General features: G+C 72.2%; 13 protein-coding genes. 5 read left to right on the top strand and 8 right to left on the bottom strand.

Annotated features, from left to right (window positions below; translation table 11 throughout):
• The first annotated feature begins 14 nt into the window (after positions 1–14).
• A complete protein-coding gene (locus tag ACGFZA_RS32160; protein WP_385271162.1) occupies positions 15–803 on the top strand; it encodes a sugar phosphate isomerase/epimerase family protein in 789 nt (262 codons plus the stop codon).
• A 108-nt stretch (positions 804–911) separates the two neighbouring features.
• Here ACGFZA_RS32160 and ACGFZA_RS32155 read toward each other — a convergent pair whose 3' ends face one another.
• On the bottom strand, positions 912–1,811 hold the full coding sequence (locus ACGFZA_RS32155; protein WP_393683755.1) for an EamA family transporter: 900 nt from the start codon (positions 1,809–1,811) through the stop codon (positions 912–914).
• Between the two features lie 100 nt (positions 1,812–1,911).
• On the opposite strand from ACGFZA_RS32155, the gene ACGFZA_RS32150 reads away from it, so the two are divergent.
• On the top strand, positions 1,912–2,850 hold the full coding sequence (locus ACGFZA_RS32150; protein WP_385271167.1) for a LysR substrate-binding domain-containing protein: 939 nt from the start codon (positions 1,912–1,914) through the stop codon (positions 2,848–2,850).
• On the opposite strand, the gene ACGFZA_RS32145 is transcribed toward ACGFZA_RS32150, so the two are convergent.
• Positions 2,777–3,952, bottom strand: a complete 1,176-nt coding sequence (locus tag ACGFZA_RS32145; protein ID WP_393683752.1) for a hypothetical protein — start codon at positions 3,950–3,952, stop codon at positions 2,777–2,779. The two genes, ACGFZA_RS32150 and ACGFZA_RS32145, sit on opposite strands and share 74 nt — an antisense overlap.
• 273 nt (positions 3,953–4,225) lie before the next feature.
• Here ACGFZA_RS32145 and ACGFZA_RS32140 point away from each other — a divergent pair, with 273 nt between their 5' ends.
• Complete coding sequence (locus ACGFZA_RS32140; RefSeq protein WP_385271173.1) at positions 4,226–6,076, top strand: glycoside hydrolase family 3 protein; 1,851 nt, start codon at positions 4,226–4,228, stop codon at positions 6,074–6,076.
• Positions 6,077–6,175: 99 nt separating this feature from the next.
• Here the strand turns inward: ACGFZA_RS32140 and ACGFZA_RS32135 are convergent, their stop codons facing one another.
• A complete protein-coding gene (locus ACGFZA_RS32135; RefSeq protein ID WP_393683749.1) occupies positions 6,176–7,651 on the bottom strand; it encodes a S28 family serine protease in 1,476 nt (491 codons plus the stop codon).
• Positions 7,652–7,749: 98 nt separating this feature from the next.
• A complete protein-coding gene (locus ACGFZA_RS32130) occupies positions 7,750–8,193 on the bottom strand; it encodes a hypothetical protein (RefSeq protein ID WP_393683747.1) in 444 nt (147 codons plus the stop codon).
• A gap of 157 nt (positions 8,194–8,350) precedes the next feature.
• On the opposite strand from ACGFZA_RS32130, the gene ACGFZA_RS32125 reads away from it, so the two are divergent.
• A complete protein-coding gene (locus ACGFZA_RS32125) occupies positions 8,351–8,845 on the top strand; it encodes a hypothetical protein (RefSeq protein ID WP_393683745.1) in 495 nt (164 codons plus the stop codon).
• A gap of 48 nt (positions 8,846–8,893) precedes the next feature.
• Here ACGFZA_RS32125 and ACGFZA_RS32120 read toward each other — a convergent pair whose 3' ends face one another.
• From ACGFZA_RS32120 to ACGFZA_RS32105, 4 genes are all read right to left on the bottom strand, one after another.
• Positions 8,894–12,634, bottom strand: coding sequence for an ABC transporter ATP-binding protein (locus ACGFZA_RS32120; RefSeq protein WP_393683743.1), 3,741 nt, complete (start codon positions 12,632–12,634; stop codon positions 8,894–8,896).
• Between the two features lie 210 nt (positions 12,635–12,844).
• Positions 12,845–14,263 (bottom strand): nucleobase:cation symporter-2 family protein, encoded by a 1,419-nt coding sequence (locus tag ACGFZA_RS32115; RefSeq protein ID WP_393683740.1) that lies wholly within the window; start codon positions 14,261–14,263, stop codon positions 12,845–12,847.
• On the bottom strand, positions 14,260–15,702 hold the full coding sequence (locus tag ACGFZA_RS32110) for an amidohydrolase family protein (protein ID WP_385271191.1): 1,443 nt from the start codon (positions 15,700–15,702) through the stop codon (positions 14,260–14,262). The genes ACGFZA_RS32115 and ACGFZA_RS32110 overlap by 4 nt, the downstream gene beginning before the upstream one ends.
• Positions 15,703–15,803: 101 nt before the next feature.
• The gene (locus ACGFZA_RS32105; protein ID WP_385271895.1) at positions 15,804–16,805 is read right to left on the bottom strand and encodes an isopenicillin N synthase family dioxygenase; all 1,002 of its coding nucleotides are present in this window, start codon (positions 16,803–16,805) and stop codon (positions 15,804–15,806) included.
• 452 nt (positions 16,806–17,257) lie between these two features.
• Between ACGFZA_RS32105 and ACGFZA_RS32100 the strand changes: the two genes are divergently transcribed.
• Positions 17,258–17,620 carry a hypothetical protein gene (locus tag ACGFZA_RS32100; protein WP_385271194.1) on the top strand — a complete coding sequence of 121 codons (363 nt, stop codon included), beginning with the start codon at positions 17,258–17,260 and terminating at the stop codon, positions 17,618–17,620.
• The last annotated feature ends 49 nt before the right edge of the window (positions 17,621–17,669 follow it).

Raw genomic sequence — 17,669 nt, 5'->3', positions numbered from 1 at the left:
GAAGGAACACGCACGTGAAGCTCGCTTTCTCCACGCTGGGGGTGCCGGGACTGCCGGTGTCCGAGGTCGTCCGGCTGGCCGTCGGACACGGCTACCAGGGGGTGGAGCTGCGCGCCCACCCCGAGGAGCCGGTCCACCCCGGGCTCTCGAAGGCCGAACGGGACGAAGTGGTAGCCGAGTTCGAGCGGGGCGGGGTCGAGATCCTGACCGTGGCGGGCTATGTGCGGGCCGCCGCCGAGGGGGACGACCAGCCGGTGCTGGACGAGCTCGCCGGGCTGGTCGAGCTGGCCCGGGACCTGGGCGCGCGCAACGTCCGGGTCTTCCCGGGCGGCGGCGACCAGGACCCCGCCACGGCCGACGCGACCGCCGCCCGCCGGCTGGCGGCCGCGGCGCCGTACGCCGCGGACATGGGCGTACGCATCCTGCTGGAGACCCACGACTCGCACCGCGCGGGGGCCGATGTGGCCCGGGTGGCCGGCACGGTGGGGCACGGGAGCATCGGCGCGCTGTGGGACGTCATGCACACCTGGCTGGCGGGCGAGGAGCCGGTGGCGAGCCATGCGGTGCTGGCCCCGCACCTGGGATACGTGCAGGTGAAGGACATCGCCTCGACCGAGGACACCACGCCGGTGGCCCTGGGCGCGGGGGTGCTGCCGCTGCGGGCGTGCCTGGACACGCTGGACGCGGACAGCTGGGTGTGCTGGGAGTACGAGAAGCGCTGGTACCCGCAGGCGGCGGAGCTGCCGGGCCTGCTGAGCGCGGGCCGCGAGCACCTGCTGCGGCTGGGTGCGCCGAAGGACTGAGGCCTTTCGTCCGGGCCGGGGCCGGGCACGTCGGGCCGGAACGGCACGCGTGTCCGGCCCCGCGTTCGTCCGGCCCGAACCGCTCCGAACCGCTCCGGCCGAACAGCCCTAGAGAGGTACGGGGACCGGCTCCGGGGCGGCTGCGCGGGGGCTTCGCGCCCCCGCGAGCGAGGTCAGGGCCACCCCGCCGACCAGCAGCGCCGCCGCGCACCACCGCAGCGGGCTCACCGACTCGTCGAGCAGCAGCGCGGCCGACGACATGCCGAAGACCGGTACGAGCAGGGTGAACGGGGCCACGGACGAGGCCTGGTAGCGGCTGAGCAGGAATCCCCATGCCCCGAAGCCGAAGATCGTGACGATCCAGGCGACGTAGACGATGATTCCGGCGCCGCTCCAGTCGAGCGCGGCGAGCGCGTCCCGGTCGCGGTCCCAGCCCTCGAAGAGCAGGGAGAGACCGAGCAGCGGCAGGACGGGCACGGTGGAGACCCACACCATGAAGTTGAGGGAGTCGGGCGGGGCGGCCCTGCGGGTCAGGACGTTCGACACCCCCCAGCAGGCCGCGGCCGCGATCACCAGGACGAAGGCGAGCACGGGACCGCTCGCCCCTTCGTCGACGGCGGCCACCCCGATGCCGGCGAGAGCCACCGCCATTCCCAACACCCGCGTTCTTCCGGGACGTTCACCCAGCACGAGCGCCGCGAAGAGCGCGGTGAAGACCGCCTGCACCTGGAGGACCAGGGAGGAGAGTCCGGCACCCATTCCCCGGTCCATGCCGATGAAGAGCAGACCGAACTTGGCCACGCCCAGCGCCAGCCCGACCCCCACGATCCACTTCCACGCGACCTTCGGCCTGCCGACGAAGAAGACGGCGGGCAGGGCCGCGACGAGGAAGCGCAGGGCGGAGAAGAGCAGCGGCGGGAAGTGGTCGAGCCCGAGCTCGATGACGACGAAATTGACGCCCCAGAGAGCGGTCACCAGGACAGCCAGGGCGATGTGGAGAGGGCGCATGCTCCGAGGATCGCGCGCGTGGACCATGTAGCACCAGCGCTGAATTCTTCATGGTGGAATTGAGCAACGCTAATGATTCCCGAGGACCCCGGAGGCTCCGGTGCTCGATCTCGCCCGGCTGCGCGCCCTGCACGCCATCTCCGTCCACGGCTCCGTCGCCGGAGCCGCCGCCGCGCTCGGCTACACGCCATCGGCCGTCTCCCAGCAGATCACGAAGCTGGAGCGGGAGACCCGTACGACGCTGCTGGAGCGTCGTGGCCGCGGGGTAGCGCTGACGGAGGAGGCGGTCCATCTGGCTTCCGCCGCGCAGGAGTTGCTGGCGATCGTGGAGCGCGCCGAGACCTCGCTGGAGGAGCGCAGGGGGCTGCCGACGGGCCGGCTGTCGATCGGCGCGTTCGCCTCGGCGGCACGCGGACTGCTGCCCGGGGTGCTGGCCGAGCTGGACCGCGAACACCCGGAGCTCGACGTGCGGCTGACCGAGGTCGACCCGCACCTCTCGGTGGACCTGGTGACCAAGGGGGTGATCGATCTGGCCGTCGCGCACGACTGGGACATCGCCCCGCTGCCCGCCCCGGAGGGCGTGACGCAGGCGGTGCTCGGGGAGGACCGGTGCGATCTGCTGGTGCCCACGGGGCACCGGCTGGCGGGCCGGGACGGGGTGCGGCGCGAGGAGCTGGCGCAGGAGCGGTGGATCTGCCAGCCACCGGGGACGGTCTGCCACGACTGGCTCGTACGAACGCTGCGCACGGCGGGCTACGAACCGGACATCCGCCATCAGGCCGAGGAGAACCACACCCAGCTGGCCCTGCTCGCCGCCGGGCTCGGGGTGGCGATGATGCCCCGGCTGGGGCGCGGGCCGCTGCCCGACGGGGTGGAGGCGGTGCGGATCGATCCCGTACCGGTGCGGCGGCTGTACGCGCTGTGGCGCACGGAGGCGGCGCGCAGGCCGGCGATCACGGCGGCGGTCACGGCCCTTCGGGCGCACGGGACGGGCGTGGGGCTGCGCCGGCCTCCCCTCGGGCAGCCGGCCACTTCCTGAGACGGCCCGGTGCGGCCGGGCTGCACGGGTCGAGGTCCGCGGAGAGGTCCAGGAAGCGCTCGGCGTGCTCGGCGGCGTATCCGCGGAGCACGTATCGCTCCGCGAGATCCGCGGCCCATGGGGCGTGAGCGGCCGGCTCCCGCGTCGCTTCGCAGAGCCAGGCGAACATCGCGCCCGCGAGCCACGCACCGATGCGCGTCGTCCACCGCTCGGCGAAGTCACCGCCGGACTCCAGGCCCATGCGGCCGGCCTCACGGCGCACTTCGGCCATCCGCTCCCGGGTGACGGTGCGCGGGTACGGCATGAGTTGCCCCAACAGGATCCTCACGTCGACCCAGTCGGGCCTCTCCTCCGGCTCCTCGTCCCCCGTTCCCGTCATCTCGGGCGGGGGCTCGGGGACAGCCGCCCGCCGGGCCGGGAGGAGTGCTTCCAGGGCGGCGTGGACAGCGGCGGCGTTCCCCCGGTCCATGGTGACCCGGGGCGGCCACGGGGCGTCCAGTCCCCAGGCATCCGGCAGGCCGCGTACCGCCGACGGCAGAAGTGGTGTCTCACTCTCCTGCGGCTGCCGGCCCAGCGCGCGGTTGCGCGGCCTGCGCAGAATGATGAGCCATGAGCGGGCCTCCTGCCGGTCGGCACGGTCCACCGTGTCGTCGGCCACGAGACGGAGCAGTGCCGCCTCACCGTGCGGCGCTCCCAGCTTGTACAGCAGGAACACCCCGGTGGCGGCCGCCAGGTTCGCCCTCACCCCACGCTCCGCCAGGCCCGCCGCCCGGGCGGGTTCCCGCAGGCCGGCCTCCTCCAGCCGTACCCGCAGGGCCTCCAGCAGATGCTGCGCCCGGGACGCCCGTCGCTCCCGGTCACGCTCCCGCGCGAAGAGGTGCTGCTGTGCCCGAGTGAGCGGCACATGCGGTGCGGGGACCTGCGTGCGTCGGTACCGCTCCCACAGCTCGTCCGTCCAGTGGGGCGGCTCGACGCGCAGCAGATGCCGTTCGGCTTCCACCCGCTCGTACAACTCCCCCAGTTCATGCGTCCAGTCGGCCGACGCCGGCTCGTATGCGTCGAGCGCTGCCGCCAGCGCCTCCAGGTCCGACGTCTCACCCATGGCCGACCCGCCCTCCTCGCGACTCCGGACTTCGGACTCCCTCGCACAACCGGTTTCGGGCTTCCTCGCGCGCCTTCGGATGTTCCGTCGGGGCCGGGGACACGGTTCAGCCTGCCATCGATCGGCCCGGCCCCGGCACCTCCGGACGCGCTCGAAACGGTCCGCACCCTTGACCGGAAGTTATTTTCTGGATATCCGTGATCCTTGGCAGTTTCTTTCACCGCAGTTTCTTTCACCACCCCCTCGTCACCGAGTACGGCCGAAGGAGCTCACGTGCACGACCGCACCTCCAGACGCACCCTCCTCACCGCCACCGCGGCCACCGCTGTCGCGGCGGCTGCGGGCATGGCAGTCGCCCCCGGCGCCGTCGCCGCCCAGAAGCCCGCACGCAGCAGCCACACCTCCGCCGCCACCACTCGGCGGCTGAAGCGGCTCATCTCCCGGATGAGCCTGGAGGAGAAGGTCGGCCAGCTCTTCGTCATGCGGGTCTACGGGCACTCCGCGACCGAGCCCGACCAGGCGGACATCGACGCCAACCTCGCCGAGATCGGGGTGCGCACCGCCGCGGACATGATCGCCAAGTACCACGTGGGCGGCATCATCTACTTCGCGTGGGCGCACAACACCCGTGACCCGCACCAGATCGCCGATCTCTCCAACGGCATTCAGCGGGCCGGTCTGGCGGGGCCCAACTCCCTGCCGCTCCTCATCTCCACCGACCAGGAACACGGCATCGTCTGCCGGGTGGGCGAGCCCGCCACGCTGATGCCGGGTGCCATGGCGCTCGGCGCGGGCGGTTCGCGGTCCGACGCGCGGCAGGCCGGGCAGATCGCGGGCGCCGAACTGGCGGCGATCGGTATCTGCCAGAACTACGCCCCGGACGCGGACGTGAACGTCAATCCGGCCAACCCGGTGATCGGTGTGCGGTCCTTCGGCTCCGACCCGCAGTCCGTGGCCGGGATGGTGGCCTCCCAGGTGAAGGGGTACCAGAGCGCCGGGATCGCCTCCACCGCCAAGCACTTCCCGGGTCACGGCGACACCAGCACCGACAGCCACACCGGCCTGCCGGTGATCACCCACACCCGTGAGCAGTGGGCCGAGCTGGACGAGCCGCCGTTCCGGGCGGCGATCGCCGCGGGCATCGACTCGATCATGACCGCGCACATCGTCGTACCCGCGCTCGACCCGGCCGAGGACCCGGCGACGCTGTCCAGGCCCATCCTCACCGGCATCCTGCGCGAGGAGCTCGGCTACGACGGCGTCGTGGTCACCGACTCGCTCGGCATGGAGGGCGTGCGGACGAAGTACGGCGACGAGCGGGTGCCGGTGCTGGCCCTGCAGGCGGGCGTCGACCAGCTGCTCAACCCGCCGAGCCTCGACGTGTCCTGGAACGCCCTGCTGGCAGCCGTCAAGAGCGGCGAGGTCAGCGAGGCCCGCCTGGACGAATCGATCCTGCGCATCCTGCGGCTGAAGACCAAACTGGGGCTGTTCGACGACCCGTTCGTCAGCCACCGGGGCGTGGACCGTACGGTCGGCACCCGCTCGCACCTCGCCGCGGCCGACCGGATCGCGGAGCACACCACCACGCTGCTGGCCAACCCCGGTGCGCTGCTGCCGCTCTCGCGCCGCTCGCACCGGAACCTGCTGGTGGTCGGCGCCGATCCGGCTTCCCCCTCGGGCACGACGGGCCCGCCGACCACCACTCTGGCGCAGGAGTTCAGCTCGCTGGGGTACACGGCCACGGCCCTGTCCACCGGTACCGCCCCCACCCGGGCGAACATCGACGCGGCGGTGGCGGCCGCGCAGGGCAAGGACGCGGTGGTCGTGGGGACGTACAACGTCACGAAGACCAGTGCGCAGCGGACCCTGGTGACCGAACTGGCGGCGACCGGCGTCCCGGTGATCACGGTCGCGATCCGCAATCCGTACGACATCGCCCAGCTGGCCGGGACCGGATACGCGGCAAGCCTGGCCTCGTACTCCTGGACCGATGTCGAACTGCGGGCGGCCGCACGGGTCATCGCGGGCCGGGCGGAGCCGGAGGGCAGGCTCCCGGTGCCGGTGCAGCGCGCGGACGATCCCACGCAGGTGCTGTACCCGGTGGGTTACGGACTCACGTACTGAGACGGCCCCCCGTCGACGGCCCGTGGCTCACGGGCTGACGCGCGGACGAGGGTCCCGCCCCGGCGGCCGGTGACGACCGGCAGCCGGGGCGGGGTGCCGTTACGGGCGCCTGGTGCCGAGCCGGTGCTCGGTCGTCAGGTCCTTCTTGTCGAGCCGCGCGTCGAACTTCGCGAGCGGCTTCGCCTGCGCCGGGTCCGCCTGGACGGCGGCCGGGGCGACTCCCGCCCAGCGCAGGATCGCCGCGGTGGCCGTGGCGTTCTCCGCCGGGGCCAGACCGGCGACGTTCGAGCCGTGGTTGCCGCCGGGCACCGTGAAGACGTAGCTGTCACGGGCGCCCGCACCGAGCCGGAAGCGCTCGGCGCCCCACGGGTCGTTCTGCCCGTACACGTACAGCATGTGACGGGCGTGGTGCTTCACCCAGGTGTCGACGTCGCGCATCACCGAGGGCTGGAACTTCATCGGGATGGAGCTCGGCACGAAGTTGCGCGGCGGCTGGTAGCCGTAACGGCTGAGCCCGCCGAGCCAGGGCTGCTCGATGTCGGGCGAACCGAGCTGGGTGCCCGCCTGGTAGTAGTACGGCGTGTAGTTCGCCAGGCCCTGGTCCGCGTAGGCGGAGAAGCCGGAGATCGAGTCGATCGAGTCCCAGATCGCCTGGTCGGGCGCGTTCGCGGCGTCGGCCGGGATGGAGTCGCAGTCGGCGAGCAGGCTGTACTGCCAGAACGCCCAGACGTAGTCCATGACGACGGCCTCGTAGGCCTTGTCCAGGGTGCCGACGGTGGTGAAGGTGTAGCCGTTGTCGGCAGCGTACTGCGCGTACTTCTCCTCCAGCGGCTCCCGGCGGACCAGCGCCTCGCGCTGCACGCCCTCCAGCTTGTCGCGGCACTCCTTGGTGCCGACACCCGCGAAGAACCGGTCGTAGGCCGAGTCCTCCTGGTTGACGACGTCGTTGGGCGCGACGTACGCGACGACGCCGTCCATGTCCTTCGGGTAGAAGCGCTCGAAGTACGTGGCGGTCATGCCGCCCTTGGAACCGCCGGTGGTCAGCCAGTTCTTGGAGTAGATGCGCTTCAGCGCGGTGAAGACCCGGTGCTGGTCACTGGCGGCCTGCCAGATGTCGAGCTTGGACCAGTCGGCGGGCGACGGACGCGACGGGGTGAAGAACCGGTACTCCAGCGAGACCTGGTTGCCGTCGATGATCCGGGTCGGCTCCGAGCGGCCGGGGGTGGTGGAGACGTTGTAGCCGCTGGTGTAGAAGACCGTCGGGCGCGAGGTGTCCTTGTGCAGCAGAGTGATGCGCTGCTGGAACGTGCCCTTGGAGGGGTGCCGGTGGTCGACCGGCTGGGTGTAGTTGAGGACGAAGTAGCGGTATCCGGCGGCCGGCTTCTCCTCGATGAGGCTCATGCCCGGGATCGCCAGGATGCGGTCCTTGATGTCCGTACTCGTACCGCTGTCGGCGACGGCGGAACGGACTGCGGCCGGTTCCGCGGCGGTGGCCGCCCCGGCCGAGGCACCCGTCGCACTCACCGTGCCGATGAGCACCGCAAGCGACAGGAACCCTCTGAGCGCCTTACGCATTCACCCTCCCCATGGTTCACAACAGACGTCGTGAACCTAGCGGGGCGATACCCGTACCACCAGCCCCCGTTGCCCGGGCATGCGCGCGTGTCACCCGGTCAGCACAGGATCCAGTCCGTGGTTCCGGTCTTTCCGGAGATCGTGCCCGAGGCCCGGACGCAGCGGTTCAGGGCGTGGACGGTCACCGGTCCGGCCCGCTGGGTGAAGGAGCCGCTGTCGACGACGGGCCGGCCGCCGCGGGCCTGGATCCGTACGGACATCCGGCGGCTCCTGCCGGGCTTGGCCGCGACGGCGGTGGCGCAGGCGTAGTCGCGGGTCCGGTAGACGCGGAGCTCTCCCGTCGAGAACTTCACCGTCTTCGCGGGCCGTCCGGCACAGACCGAGGCCGCCTCGGCGCTGCCCGCCTCCACACCGCCGACGACGAGCCCGAGGGCGGTCGTCAGAGCGAGGGCGAGCAGGCGGCACGGGACCCCGCGTCCCGTGTTCCCGTCGTGTCTTTCGGTCCCTCTGGTCACCGGCAGCCCCATCACCTCATCGAACATTCACGCCCCTACCCGACACATGAACGCACACACGCGTATCTGCGTACGACGCGGCAGGCCATCCGGAGGTTGCACCCGGCGCGCTCCGCCTGCGGCGGAACCGAATCGGGGACGATGCCCCGGACAGGACAGAGCCGCACGAAAGGCAGAAACCGCCATGACCCGACTCCGCACGTCCGGACGCCCCCGTGGCCGGCGCGTCATCGCCCGCACCCTGCTCGCCGCCGCTCTCCTGACCGGCGCGGCCGCCGTCCCGGCCACCGCCGCCGCACCTCAGGGAGCCCGCGCCACCGCGCCGGCCGACGACGTCGCCGCTGCCGAGGCCCGGCAGGTCGCCCACTTCTACGGGTCCTACCTCGACGCCGTGGCCGCCGAGGACGGCGGCGGCCTCGCCACCGCGCTCCGGGGCTTCTACCTCACGCCCGGGCTGCGCGCGCGACTGCGCGACTGGGAGACGGCAAACCACGCCGACGGGGTGCTGCGCGCCCAGAACATCCCGGCCGGATTCCGGGTCACCGCGGGCGACAGCGGCGCGGGCCACACCTGGTCGACGGTCCGGCTCACCTGGGGGTCCGCCGCCGACCCCACGTACACGTATCTGACGGTGCAGTCGGATCTGGGCACCGGGAAGATCTCCGGCATCCGCGATTAAGGACGGGACAGCCCTTGGCCGGCGGGCCGGACCGAGGCGCGCGCCCCGTCACACCCCCGCGGGCTCGTCCTCCCCGATGAAGGTGCGCCACAGCACGGCGTAGTGCCCGTCCAGGGCGAGGAGTTCGTCGTGGGTGCCGTCCTCGACGACCCGGCCGTGGTCCATCACCACGACCCGGTCGGCGCGGGCGGCGGTGGTGAGGCGGTGGGCGACGACAAGGGTGGTGCGCCGGCCCGCGATGCGGTCGGTCGCCTGGTTGACCAGGGCCTCGCTGGCGAGGTCCAGGGACGCGGTGGCCTCGTCGAGCAGCAGGATGTCGGGGTCGACGAGCTCGGCGCGGGCGAGCGCGATCAGCTGGCGCTGACCGGCCGAGAGGTTGCGGCCCCGTTCGGCGACCTCGTGGAGGTAGCCGTCGTCCAGCGTGGCGATCATGTCGTGTGCGCCGACCGCCCGGGCCGCCGCCTCCACCTCGGCGTCGGTGGCCTCCGGCCGCCCGTACGCGATGGCGTCACGCACCGTGCCGGCGAAGAGGTACGCCTCCTGCGGTACGACCCCGAGCCGGTGGCGGTACGCGGTGAGTCCGAGGTCGCGCAGGTCGGTGCCGTCCGCCGTGACCCGGCCGCCCGTCGGGTCGTAGAAGCGGGCGACGAGCTTGACCAGCGTGGACTTGCCCGCACCGGTCTCGCCGACGAAGGCGACCGTCTGCCCGGCCGGGATGTGCAGGTCGATTCCGGTGAGCGCGGCCTCCTCGCCGCCGTAGGCGAAGGACACGTCCTCGAACGCGATCTCGCCGCGCAGTGACAGCACGTCCAGCGGTTCGTCCCGGTCCGCGGTGGACGCCGGTTCCCGGAGGAGTTCCTGGATGCGGCCGAGGGAGACGGTGGCCTGCTGGTAGCCGTCGAAGACCTGCGAGAGCTGCTGCACGGGTGCGAAGAACAGGTCGATATAGAGGAGGTAGGCGACCAGCGCCCCCGTGGTGAGGGTGCCGTTGTCGACCCGGCCCGCTCCGACGATCAGCACGGCGGCGGCGGCCACCGACGACAGCAGCTGGACGAACGGGAAGTACACCGAGATCAGCCACTGGCCGCGGACCCGGGCCTCGCGGTAGTGGTCGCTGCGGGCGGCGAACCGTTCGGCGCCGTCCCGCTCGCGGCGGAAGGCCTGCACGATCCGGAGGCCGGAGACGGACTCCTGGAGGTCGGCGTTGACGACGCTGATGCGCTCACGGGCCAGCTCGTACGCCTTGACGCTCTTGCGGCGGAAGAAGAACGTCCCGACGACGAGCAGCGGCAGCGTCGCGAAGACGACCAGGGCCAGCTCCACATCGAGGACCAGCAGCGCGACCATGATGCCGAAGAAGGTGACGACGGAGACGAAGGCCGTGACCAGACCGGTCTGGAGGAACGTGGACAGGGCGTCCACGTCGGTCGTCATCCGGGTCATGATCCGGCCGGTCAGCTCGCGCTCGTAGTAGTCCAGGCCGAGGCGCTGGAGCTGCGCGAAGATCTTCAGCCGCAGCGAGTAGAGCACCCGCTCGCCGGTGCGGCCCGTCATCCGGGTCTCGCCGACCTGGGCCGCCCACTGCACGAGGACGACGAGGAGGCCGAAGGCGGAGGCGGTCCAGACCGCGCCGAGCGCCAGCTGGGTGACGCCCTCGTCGATGCCGTTCCTGATCAGCACCGGCAGGAGCAGGCCGGCCCCGGCGTCCACGGCCACCAGCGCCAGGCTGACCAGCAGCGGGAGCCCGAAGCCGCGCAGCAGCCTGCGGAGCCCGTAGGACTCCTCGGCGTGCACGGCGCGGGCCTCGTCGATGTCCGGGGTGTCCGTCGCCGGGGGCAGGGCCTCGACCTGGGCGAGCAGCTCGGGGGTGGCGGGGGTGCCGGCCGCGGCGGTCTCGCGCGCCCCCTCCTTGCGGACCCACAGCTCGGGGGTGATGCCGCGCTCGGCGTCGAACTCGGCGTCGATCTCCTCCTGGAGCGCACGGTCGTCCGCGGGGTCCGGGGCGGCCTTGGCCAGGTGGTGGCCGGGCGAGGTGCCGCCCAGCTCGTCCGGGTCGGTGAGCAGGCGCCGGTAGAGCGCGGAGCGGCGCTCCAGCTCCTCGTGGGTGCCGATGTCGGCGAGCCGGCCGTTCTCCAGGACGGCGATCCGGTCGGCGAGGTTGAGGGTGGAGCGCCGGTGGGCGATCAGCAGCGTCGTACGGCCGGCCATGACCTGACGCAGCGCCTCGTGGATCTCGTGCTCGACGCGGGCGTCGACGGCGGAGGTGGCGTCGTCGAGGAGGAGCAGCCGGGGGTCGGTGAGGATGGCGCGGGCGAGCGCGACGCGCTGGCGCTGGCCGCCGGAGAGGGTGAGCCCGTGCTCGCCGACCGTGGTGTCGTAGCCGTCGGGCAGCTCGGCGATGAACCGGTCGGCCTGGGCGGAGCGGGCGGCCTGTTCGATCTGTGCGTCGGTGGCGCCGGGGAGCCCGTAGGCGATGTTGGCGCGGATGGTGTCGGAGAACAGGAAGCTGTCCTCCGGGACGAGCCCGATGGCGGCCCGCAGGGAGTCGAGGGTCAGTTCGCGGACGTCGTGTCCGCCGACGAGGACGGCGCCGTGCGTCACGTCGTAGAACCGGGGCAGCAGCAGGGAGACGGTGGACTTGCCGCTGCCGGACGCGCCGACGACGGCGACGGTCTCGCCGGGTTCGATGGTCAGCGAGAAGCCGTCGAGGACGGGGCGCGACGCGTCGTAACCGAACCGCACGTCCTCGAACTCGACGCTGGCCGGGGCGTCGGCGGGGAGCTCCTTGGTGCCGTCCTGGAGGGACGGTTCGGTGTCGATCAGTTCCAGTACGCGCTCCACACCGGCGCGGGCCTGCTGGCCCACGGTGAGGACCATGGCGAGCATCCGGACCGGCCCGACGAGCTGGGCGAGGTAGGTGGAGAACGCGACGAAGGTGCCGAGGGTGATCTCGCCGCGGGTGGCGAGCCAGCCGCCGAGGGCCAGCATCGCGACCTGGCCGAGGGCGGGGACGGCCTGGAGCGCCGGGGTGTAGCGGGAGTTCAGCCGGACGGTGCGCAGCCGGCCGGCGAAGAGCCGGCGCCCGACCTCGCGCAGCTTGCCGGTCTCCTGGTCCTCCTGCCCGAAGCCCTTGACGACGCGGACGCCGGAGACGGCTCCGTCGACGACCCCGGCGACGGCCGCGGCCTGCGACTGGGCGTACCAGGTGGCGGGGAAGAGGCGGGTGCGGGAGCGGCGGGCGATGAACCAGAGGGCGGGGGCGACGGCGATGGCGACGAGGGTCAGCAGCGGCGAGAGCCACGCCATGATCACGAGGGAGATGAGGAAGAGCAGGACGTTCCCGATGGTCATCGGGAGCATGAACAGCAGGCTCTGGATCAGCTGGAGGTCGCTGGTGGCGCGGCCGACGACCTGGCCGGTGGAGAGCTCGTCCTGGCGCTTGCCGTCGAGGCGGGTGATCGTCCCGTACATCTCGGTCCGCAGGTCGTGCTGGACGTCGAGGGCGAGCCGGCCGCCGTAGTAGCGGCGGATGTAGGTGGAGGCGTACACGAGCGCGGCCGCCACGATCAGCAGTCCGGTCCAGACGGCCAGGGACCGGGTGTGACCGACGACCACGTCGTCGATGATCACCTTGGTGACCAGCGGGACGAGGGCCATCACCCCCATTCCGGCGAGCGACGAACCGAGCGCCAGCAGCACGTTGCGCCGGTAGCGCCAGGAGTATCCGCAGAGCCTCCGCGCCCAGCCGCGCGACTGCCCGCCGCTCCCTTGCTGCCCTGCGTCCGACACCCGGTGCCTCCCGATCTACCTGCTCTGCCGGAAGGCACCAACGCGGCGGGCTGCGGATTTCATCCCGCCGCAACAAATACGGGACCTTCGACGTAGGTCCTCCCGTTCGGATCCGGCGTGATCCGAACGCGAGGACCGTGGGTCTTCCGTTCGGATCAGGCCGGACCCCACGAGCCCGGCGTGATCCGAACGGGAGGACCTGACGAAGCACTACTGGGCGGGTTCGGTGGCGGGCGGTGCAGGGCGGGCCGTGAGCCGCCCCAGATGGTGGAAGAACAGGTTGAGGAGGACGGCCGACAGCGTGCCGAGCATGATGCCGCTCTCGAAGAGCACCTGGAGCTGCCGCGTGGGCATGTGCTCCGCGAACTGGGGATAGGCGGTGGGCAGGAAGCCGATGCCGAGGCTCGCCGCGACCAGCACGGTGTTGCGGGCATCGGAGAGGTCGGCCTTGACGAGGATCTGCACGCCGACGACGGCGATCGTGGAGAACAGGACGATGGTCGCGCCGCCCAGCACGGCGGCGGGCATGGCGGCGACCACCGCGCCCACCTTGGGCATCAGGCCGAGGACCAGCATGAACACGCCGGCCGCCGCGACGATCCAGCGGGAGGTGACACGGGTCAGCCGCAGCAGTCCTACGTTCTGCGAGTAGACCGTGGTCGGGAAGGAGTTGATCAGCCCGGCCAGGACGGTCGCCAGTCCGTCGGCACGCAGGGCGCGGGTGATGTCCCGTTCGTCGACCTCCCGTCCGGCTATCTCTCCGACAGCGAAGAACTGGCCGATGGACTCCACCGCGATGATCACGAGGACGAGGACGATCGCGAGGACGGCCATGACGTCGAAGCGCGGTGCGCCGTAGTGCAGGGGGGCCTGCATGCCGACCCAGTCGGCTTGGCCTATGCCGGAGAAGTCCGTACGCCCCACGGTCGCGGCCAGGGCCGTCCCGGCGGCGAGGCCCACGAGCACGGCGACGGAGGCGAGAAAGCCCCTGGCGAAGCGGGACAGCACCACGATCACCGCCAGAGTGGCCCCGGCCAGGCCGAGATGCGCGGGGGTGCCGAAGTCGGCTGCGGAGGAGTCGCCGCCGCCGACCTGCCGCGCCGCGACGCCCATCAGGGTCACGCCGACGATGATCACGATGGTGCCGGTCACCAACGGAGGGAAGAAGCGGATGAGCCGGCCGAACACCGGTGCGACAAGGAAGAGGACCACCCCCGCCGCGATCACCGCCCCGAAGACCGTGGGCAGTCCCGCCCTCCCACCGCCCGCGGCGACACCGACCGATACCAAGGAGGGCACGGCCGCGGTCGACATGCCCTGGACGACGGGCAGCCGGATGCCGATGCCCGGCAGGCCGACCGCCTGGAGCAGGGTCGCGGCCCCGCAGGCCACCAGCGCGGTGTTGATCAGGGCCGCCGTGTCAACGGCGGACAGCCCCATGCCCTGGGCCACCAGAAGCGGCATGACCACGGCACCCGCGTAGAACGCGAGGACGTGCTGCAGGCCCAGCACACCGAGCCGCCACCACTGCGGCACCGCCTCGACCGGATCGGCGACGGGACCTCCGGCAGTCTTCCCGTCCTGCCCCTGCTGCCGCCCCTGTGCCGGTCGCGTGTGTGTGTCGGTCATGATGTCGCCACCCTTCTCCGCCGGTCCTGGTTCCCGTCACGCCACGGCTCGGTCAGAGCCCCGAAATCCGCCCGCCGCACCAAGCGCTCCGCGCGCTCCCGGGCGTGCGCGGCCAGCGCCTCCTCGTCGACGCCCGGGCAGTGGCCGTTCTCGTACACGACGCGCCCGTCCACGAGCGTCATCACCACGTCCGACGCACGGGCGGAGTAGACGAGCGAGGACACCACCCGGTGCACGGGCTGCACGGCTGTTCCCGTCAGGTCCACGACCACCAGATCGGCCGGCGCGCCCGGCCGGATCACCCCGCCGCCTTCGTTACCCGCGTACCGGGCACCGTCGCGTGTCGCAGCCTCGATGGCCTCCTCGCACCGCACGGCCGATGGATCGAGCCTGCTCAGGCGCTGCCCGAACAGGGTCTGCTTCATCACCTCGAACATGTCCTGGCGACCGCCCGCGCCGGGGCCGTCCGTGCCGAGGGCCACCACCGCGCCCGCGTCGCGCAGGCCGCGCCACGGCATGGCGCCGGAGGCCAGATAGGCGTTGGAGCAGGGGCAGTGGGCCACGCCCGCCCCGTACGCGCCGACCGCCTCGGTCTCCTCCTCGTCGAGCCACACCGCGTGGGCCAGTGTGGCGTGCTCGTCCAGCAGGTTCTCCGCCGCCAGCCAGGACACCGGCCTCTCCCCGTACCGGTCCAGGAAGCTCTGCGGGTCCTTGGCCCCCTCACTGCAGTGGGTGTGCCAGCGAACCCCCTGCTCACGGGCGAGAGCAGCGGCTCCGCGCACCAGGTCCCGGTCACCGTAGGAAAGGTTCAGCGGGGCGGGCCAGACGCGCACCCGGGACGCGGCGCCACGGGCGGCCATGCACTGCCGGGTGAGCTCGAGTTCCTGGTCGGTGCTGTAGCGGTAGAGGGCGGTCGGCAGACCGCGTGCCTCCGCGACGGCGGTACGGTCGCCGAGCATGCCGCGGGCGACCGCCCCCCGCAGTCCGATCTCCTCGATCGCGTCGGCGACCGCCAGAACGGTCTCGGGGTCGCTGGGCGCGTAGTGGTGGTCGACGACCGTGGTGATGCCGGCCCGGGCGGCCTCCACGGCACCCAGCCGGGCGGCGATCCGGGCGTCCTCGGAGTCGAGGTGAATGGCGTACGGCCACATGAACTCGTTCAGCCACCGCCCGATGGCCAGGCCGTCGCCGATGCCCCGGGCCAGGCTCTGGAACAGGTGCGTGTGGGCGTCGGTGAATCCGGGCAGGACGGCGCTGCCACGGCAGTCGACGGTACGGTGCGGCTGCCAGCGGGCGGCCAGTTCGGCGGTCGGGCCGACGTCGACGATGCGGTGGCCGTCGACGGCCACCGCCCCGTCGGGGTGAACGGTGCGCGCGTCATCGACGGTGACCACCTGGGCACCGGACAGCAGCAGCGTGCACGGACGTGGTGCGGACATGCGGGACCCCGCTTTCGTGCGTGGGTGTGGGAAAGGGCCGCCGTGGCCGCTCGCGCGAGCGGCCACGGCGGCGGGGAGCCGCCTCTACGGGCGGCCGCCCGTCAGCCGGCGAAGTTGGCGGCGATGCGCTGCCGCAGGTACTCCTCGGCGGTGATCGGCGCGTGGCGCCCGTCCGGCGCGGCGATCACCGCGTCCCGGTCGGCCTGCGCGAAGTAGGCGATGGAGTAGCGCGAACCCTGGTCGTCCTGTGGACCGGGCGTGGCGACCCGGTGGAAGTTGGACGGCAGGAGATCGCCGCTCCACCGCATGAGCATGTCGCCGATGTTGCAGGTGATGAGGTCGCCGCGAGCCGGTACGGGCGTCCACGCGCGGCCGTCGGCCTCCTTGCCGGGACACACCTGGAGACCGTCCTGTCCGTCGCGCTGGAAAAGGAGGGTCAGACAGTCGAAGTCGGTGTGAGCTCCGGCGCGCCACCCGCCGTCCGCCCGACCGCGCGCCTGCTCGGGGACTGCGTAGTAGTGCAGCAGCCGCAGGGTGCTCTGGTGCAGGGGGCTGGCCGGATCATGCCGCCGGGCGAAGAAGTCGCGTGCGAAGCCGAGGCGTTCGGCGAAGCAGGACAGTACCTGGTGAGCGACGGTGTGACAGCGGCTCTCGAAATCGAGCAGGGTCTCGCGGAATCCCGGCAGTTCTCCCTCGTCCGGCCACAGCCCGTCCATGTGCGGCCGGGTGAGCTGGTAGGACTCCTTCTCGTCCGGGGTGCCGGTGGAGGGGCGTACCTGACTGCGGTACTCCCAGCCGGTGTTCAGACCCTTCTTGAGCGCGTTGCGGCTCTTGCTGCCGACGGGCAGGGCGAAGTACGCCTCGGCTGCGGCGAACGCCGCGTCGATCCCGGCCGGGTCGAGGCCGTGCCCCGAGAGCTGGAAGAAGCCGATCTCGGTGGCTGCCTGCCACAACTCCTCGGTGATGTCGGCGCGGCGGGCTTCGAAGTCGGTCAGATCGACGACCCGGATGTCCCGGGCGGCGGTCGCGGTCCCGGTCGCGGCACCCATCCGCCGCTCCCGGTCGAGCTCCTGCTCGGCCCCGGTCTCCCGCTCGGCGGGCATGCGGTACGGCTCTGTGGTCAACGTGGTTCTCCCTCTTCGCGGCGTACGCGGCCGTCGAGCCGGTACGCGGGGGAACGAAGCGCGGTCACCGCCCCCGGCGCTTCCACCGACCCGCACAGAGCGGACCGGGCACGCACGCACCGGCCTTGCTGCCGGACGCGTCGTGAGCTTGCAGCCCCGGCGGGCGGATGAGCCCGTCGATCCCGGGAGCTGCGCGATGCCGAGAGTCTTGCGCCCGGGTGTTACGGGAGAGCTACGGAAGGTGTCCCCTGCGTTAAAGCGACGGACCGGGGGGAGGGCCGGGGACCGGACCGGGGAAGGGAGCCCCACCCGCGGCCGGAGTGTGTCTCCTCCGGGGAATTCCGGTTCCGGGCGCAGGGCCTCGCCGCGACGTTCCGCCACGGGCCGGGACGGGTAGTGATGCCCTCGGCCGGCGGAACGGAGGAGAGGTCATGTCGGAGGGTCAGCCCACGGATGCCTATCGGTGCGGTCAGTTGTACGCGGCTCTGGAGACCTTGCAGTCGCTCGCCGACATCGGCTCCCGCGCGCTGAGCCGCGCGGACACGCGGGAGAACGCCGCGAAGAAACCCCGCACCCACCTGACGGAACCGCTGATCATGGTGGGCCGGTCCCTGCATCTCGCCCGGCTGCGTGGCCGGGCGGCCGCGGCCGGCGCGGTGTTCCGGATGATCCCGGATCTGCTGCCGGCCGCCCGGGACCTGCCGGGCAGTCAGGACACCGGGCAGCGCGAGGAGTTCGCCCGGGGCAGGCGGGATCAGCTGGAGGTCATCGGCAAGGAGACCGCCGCGTTCTGAGGCGACGCACCTGTGCCGGGGACGGCTGCGGTCCCGGGCACAGGCATGA

This window comes from Streptomyces sp. NPDC048211 (assembly GCF_043202315.1).
Classification (GTDB): domain Bacteria; phylum Actinomycetota; class Actinomycetes; order Streptomycetales; family Streptomycetaceae; genus Streptomyces.
The sequence above is the reverse complement of the archived record's forward strand: the minus strand, read 5'-3'. Positions and strand labels throughout refer to the sequence as shown.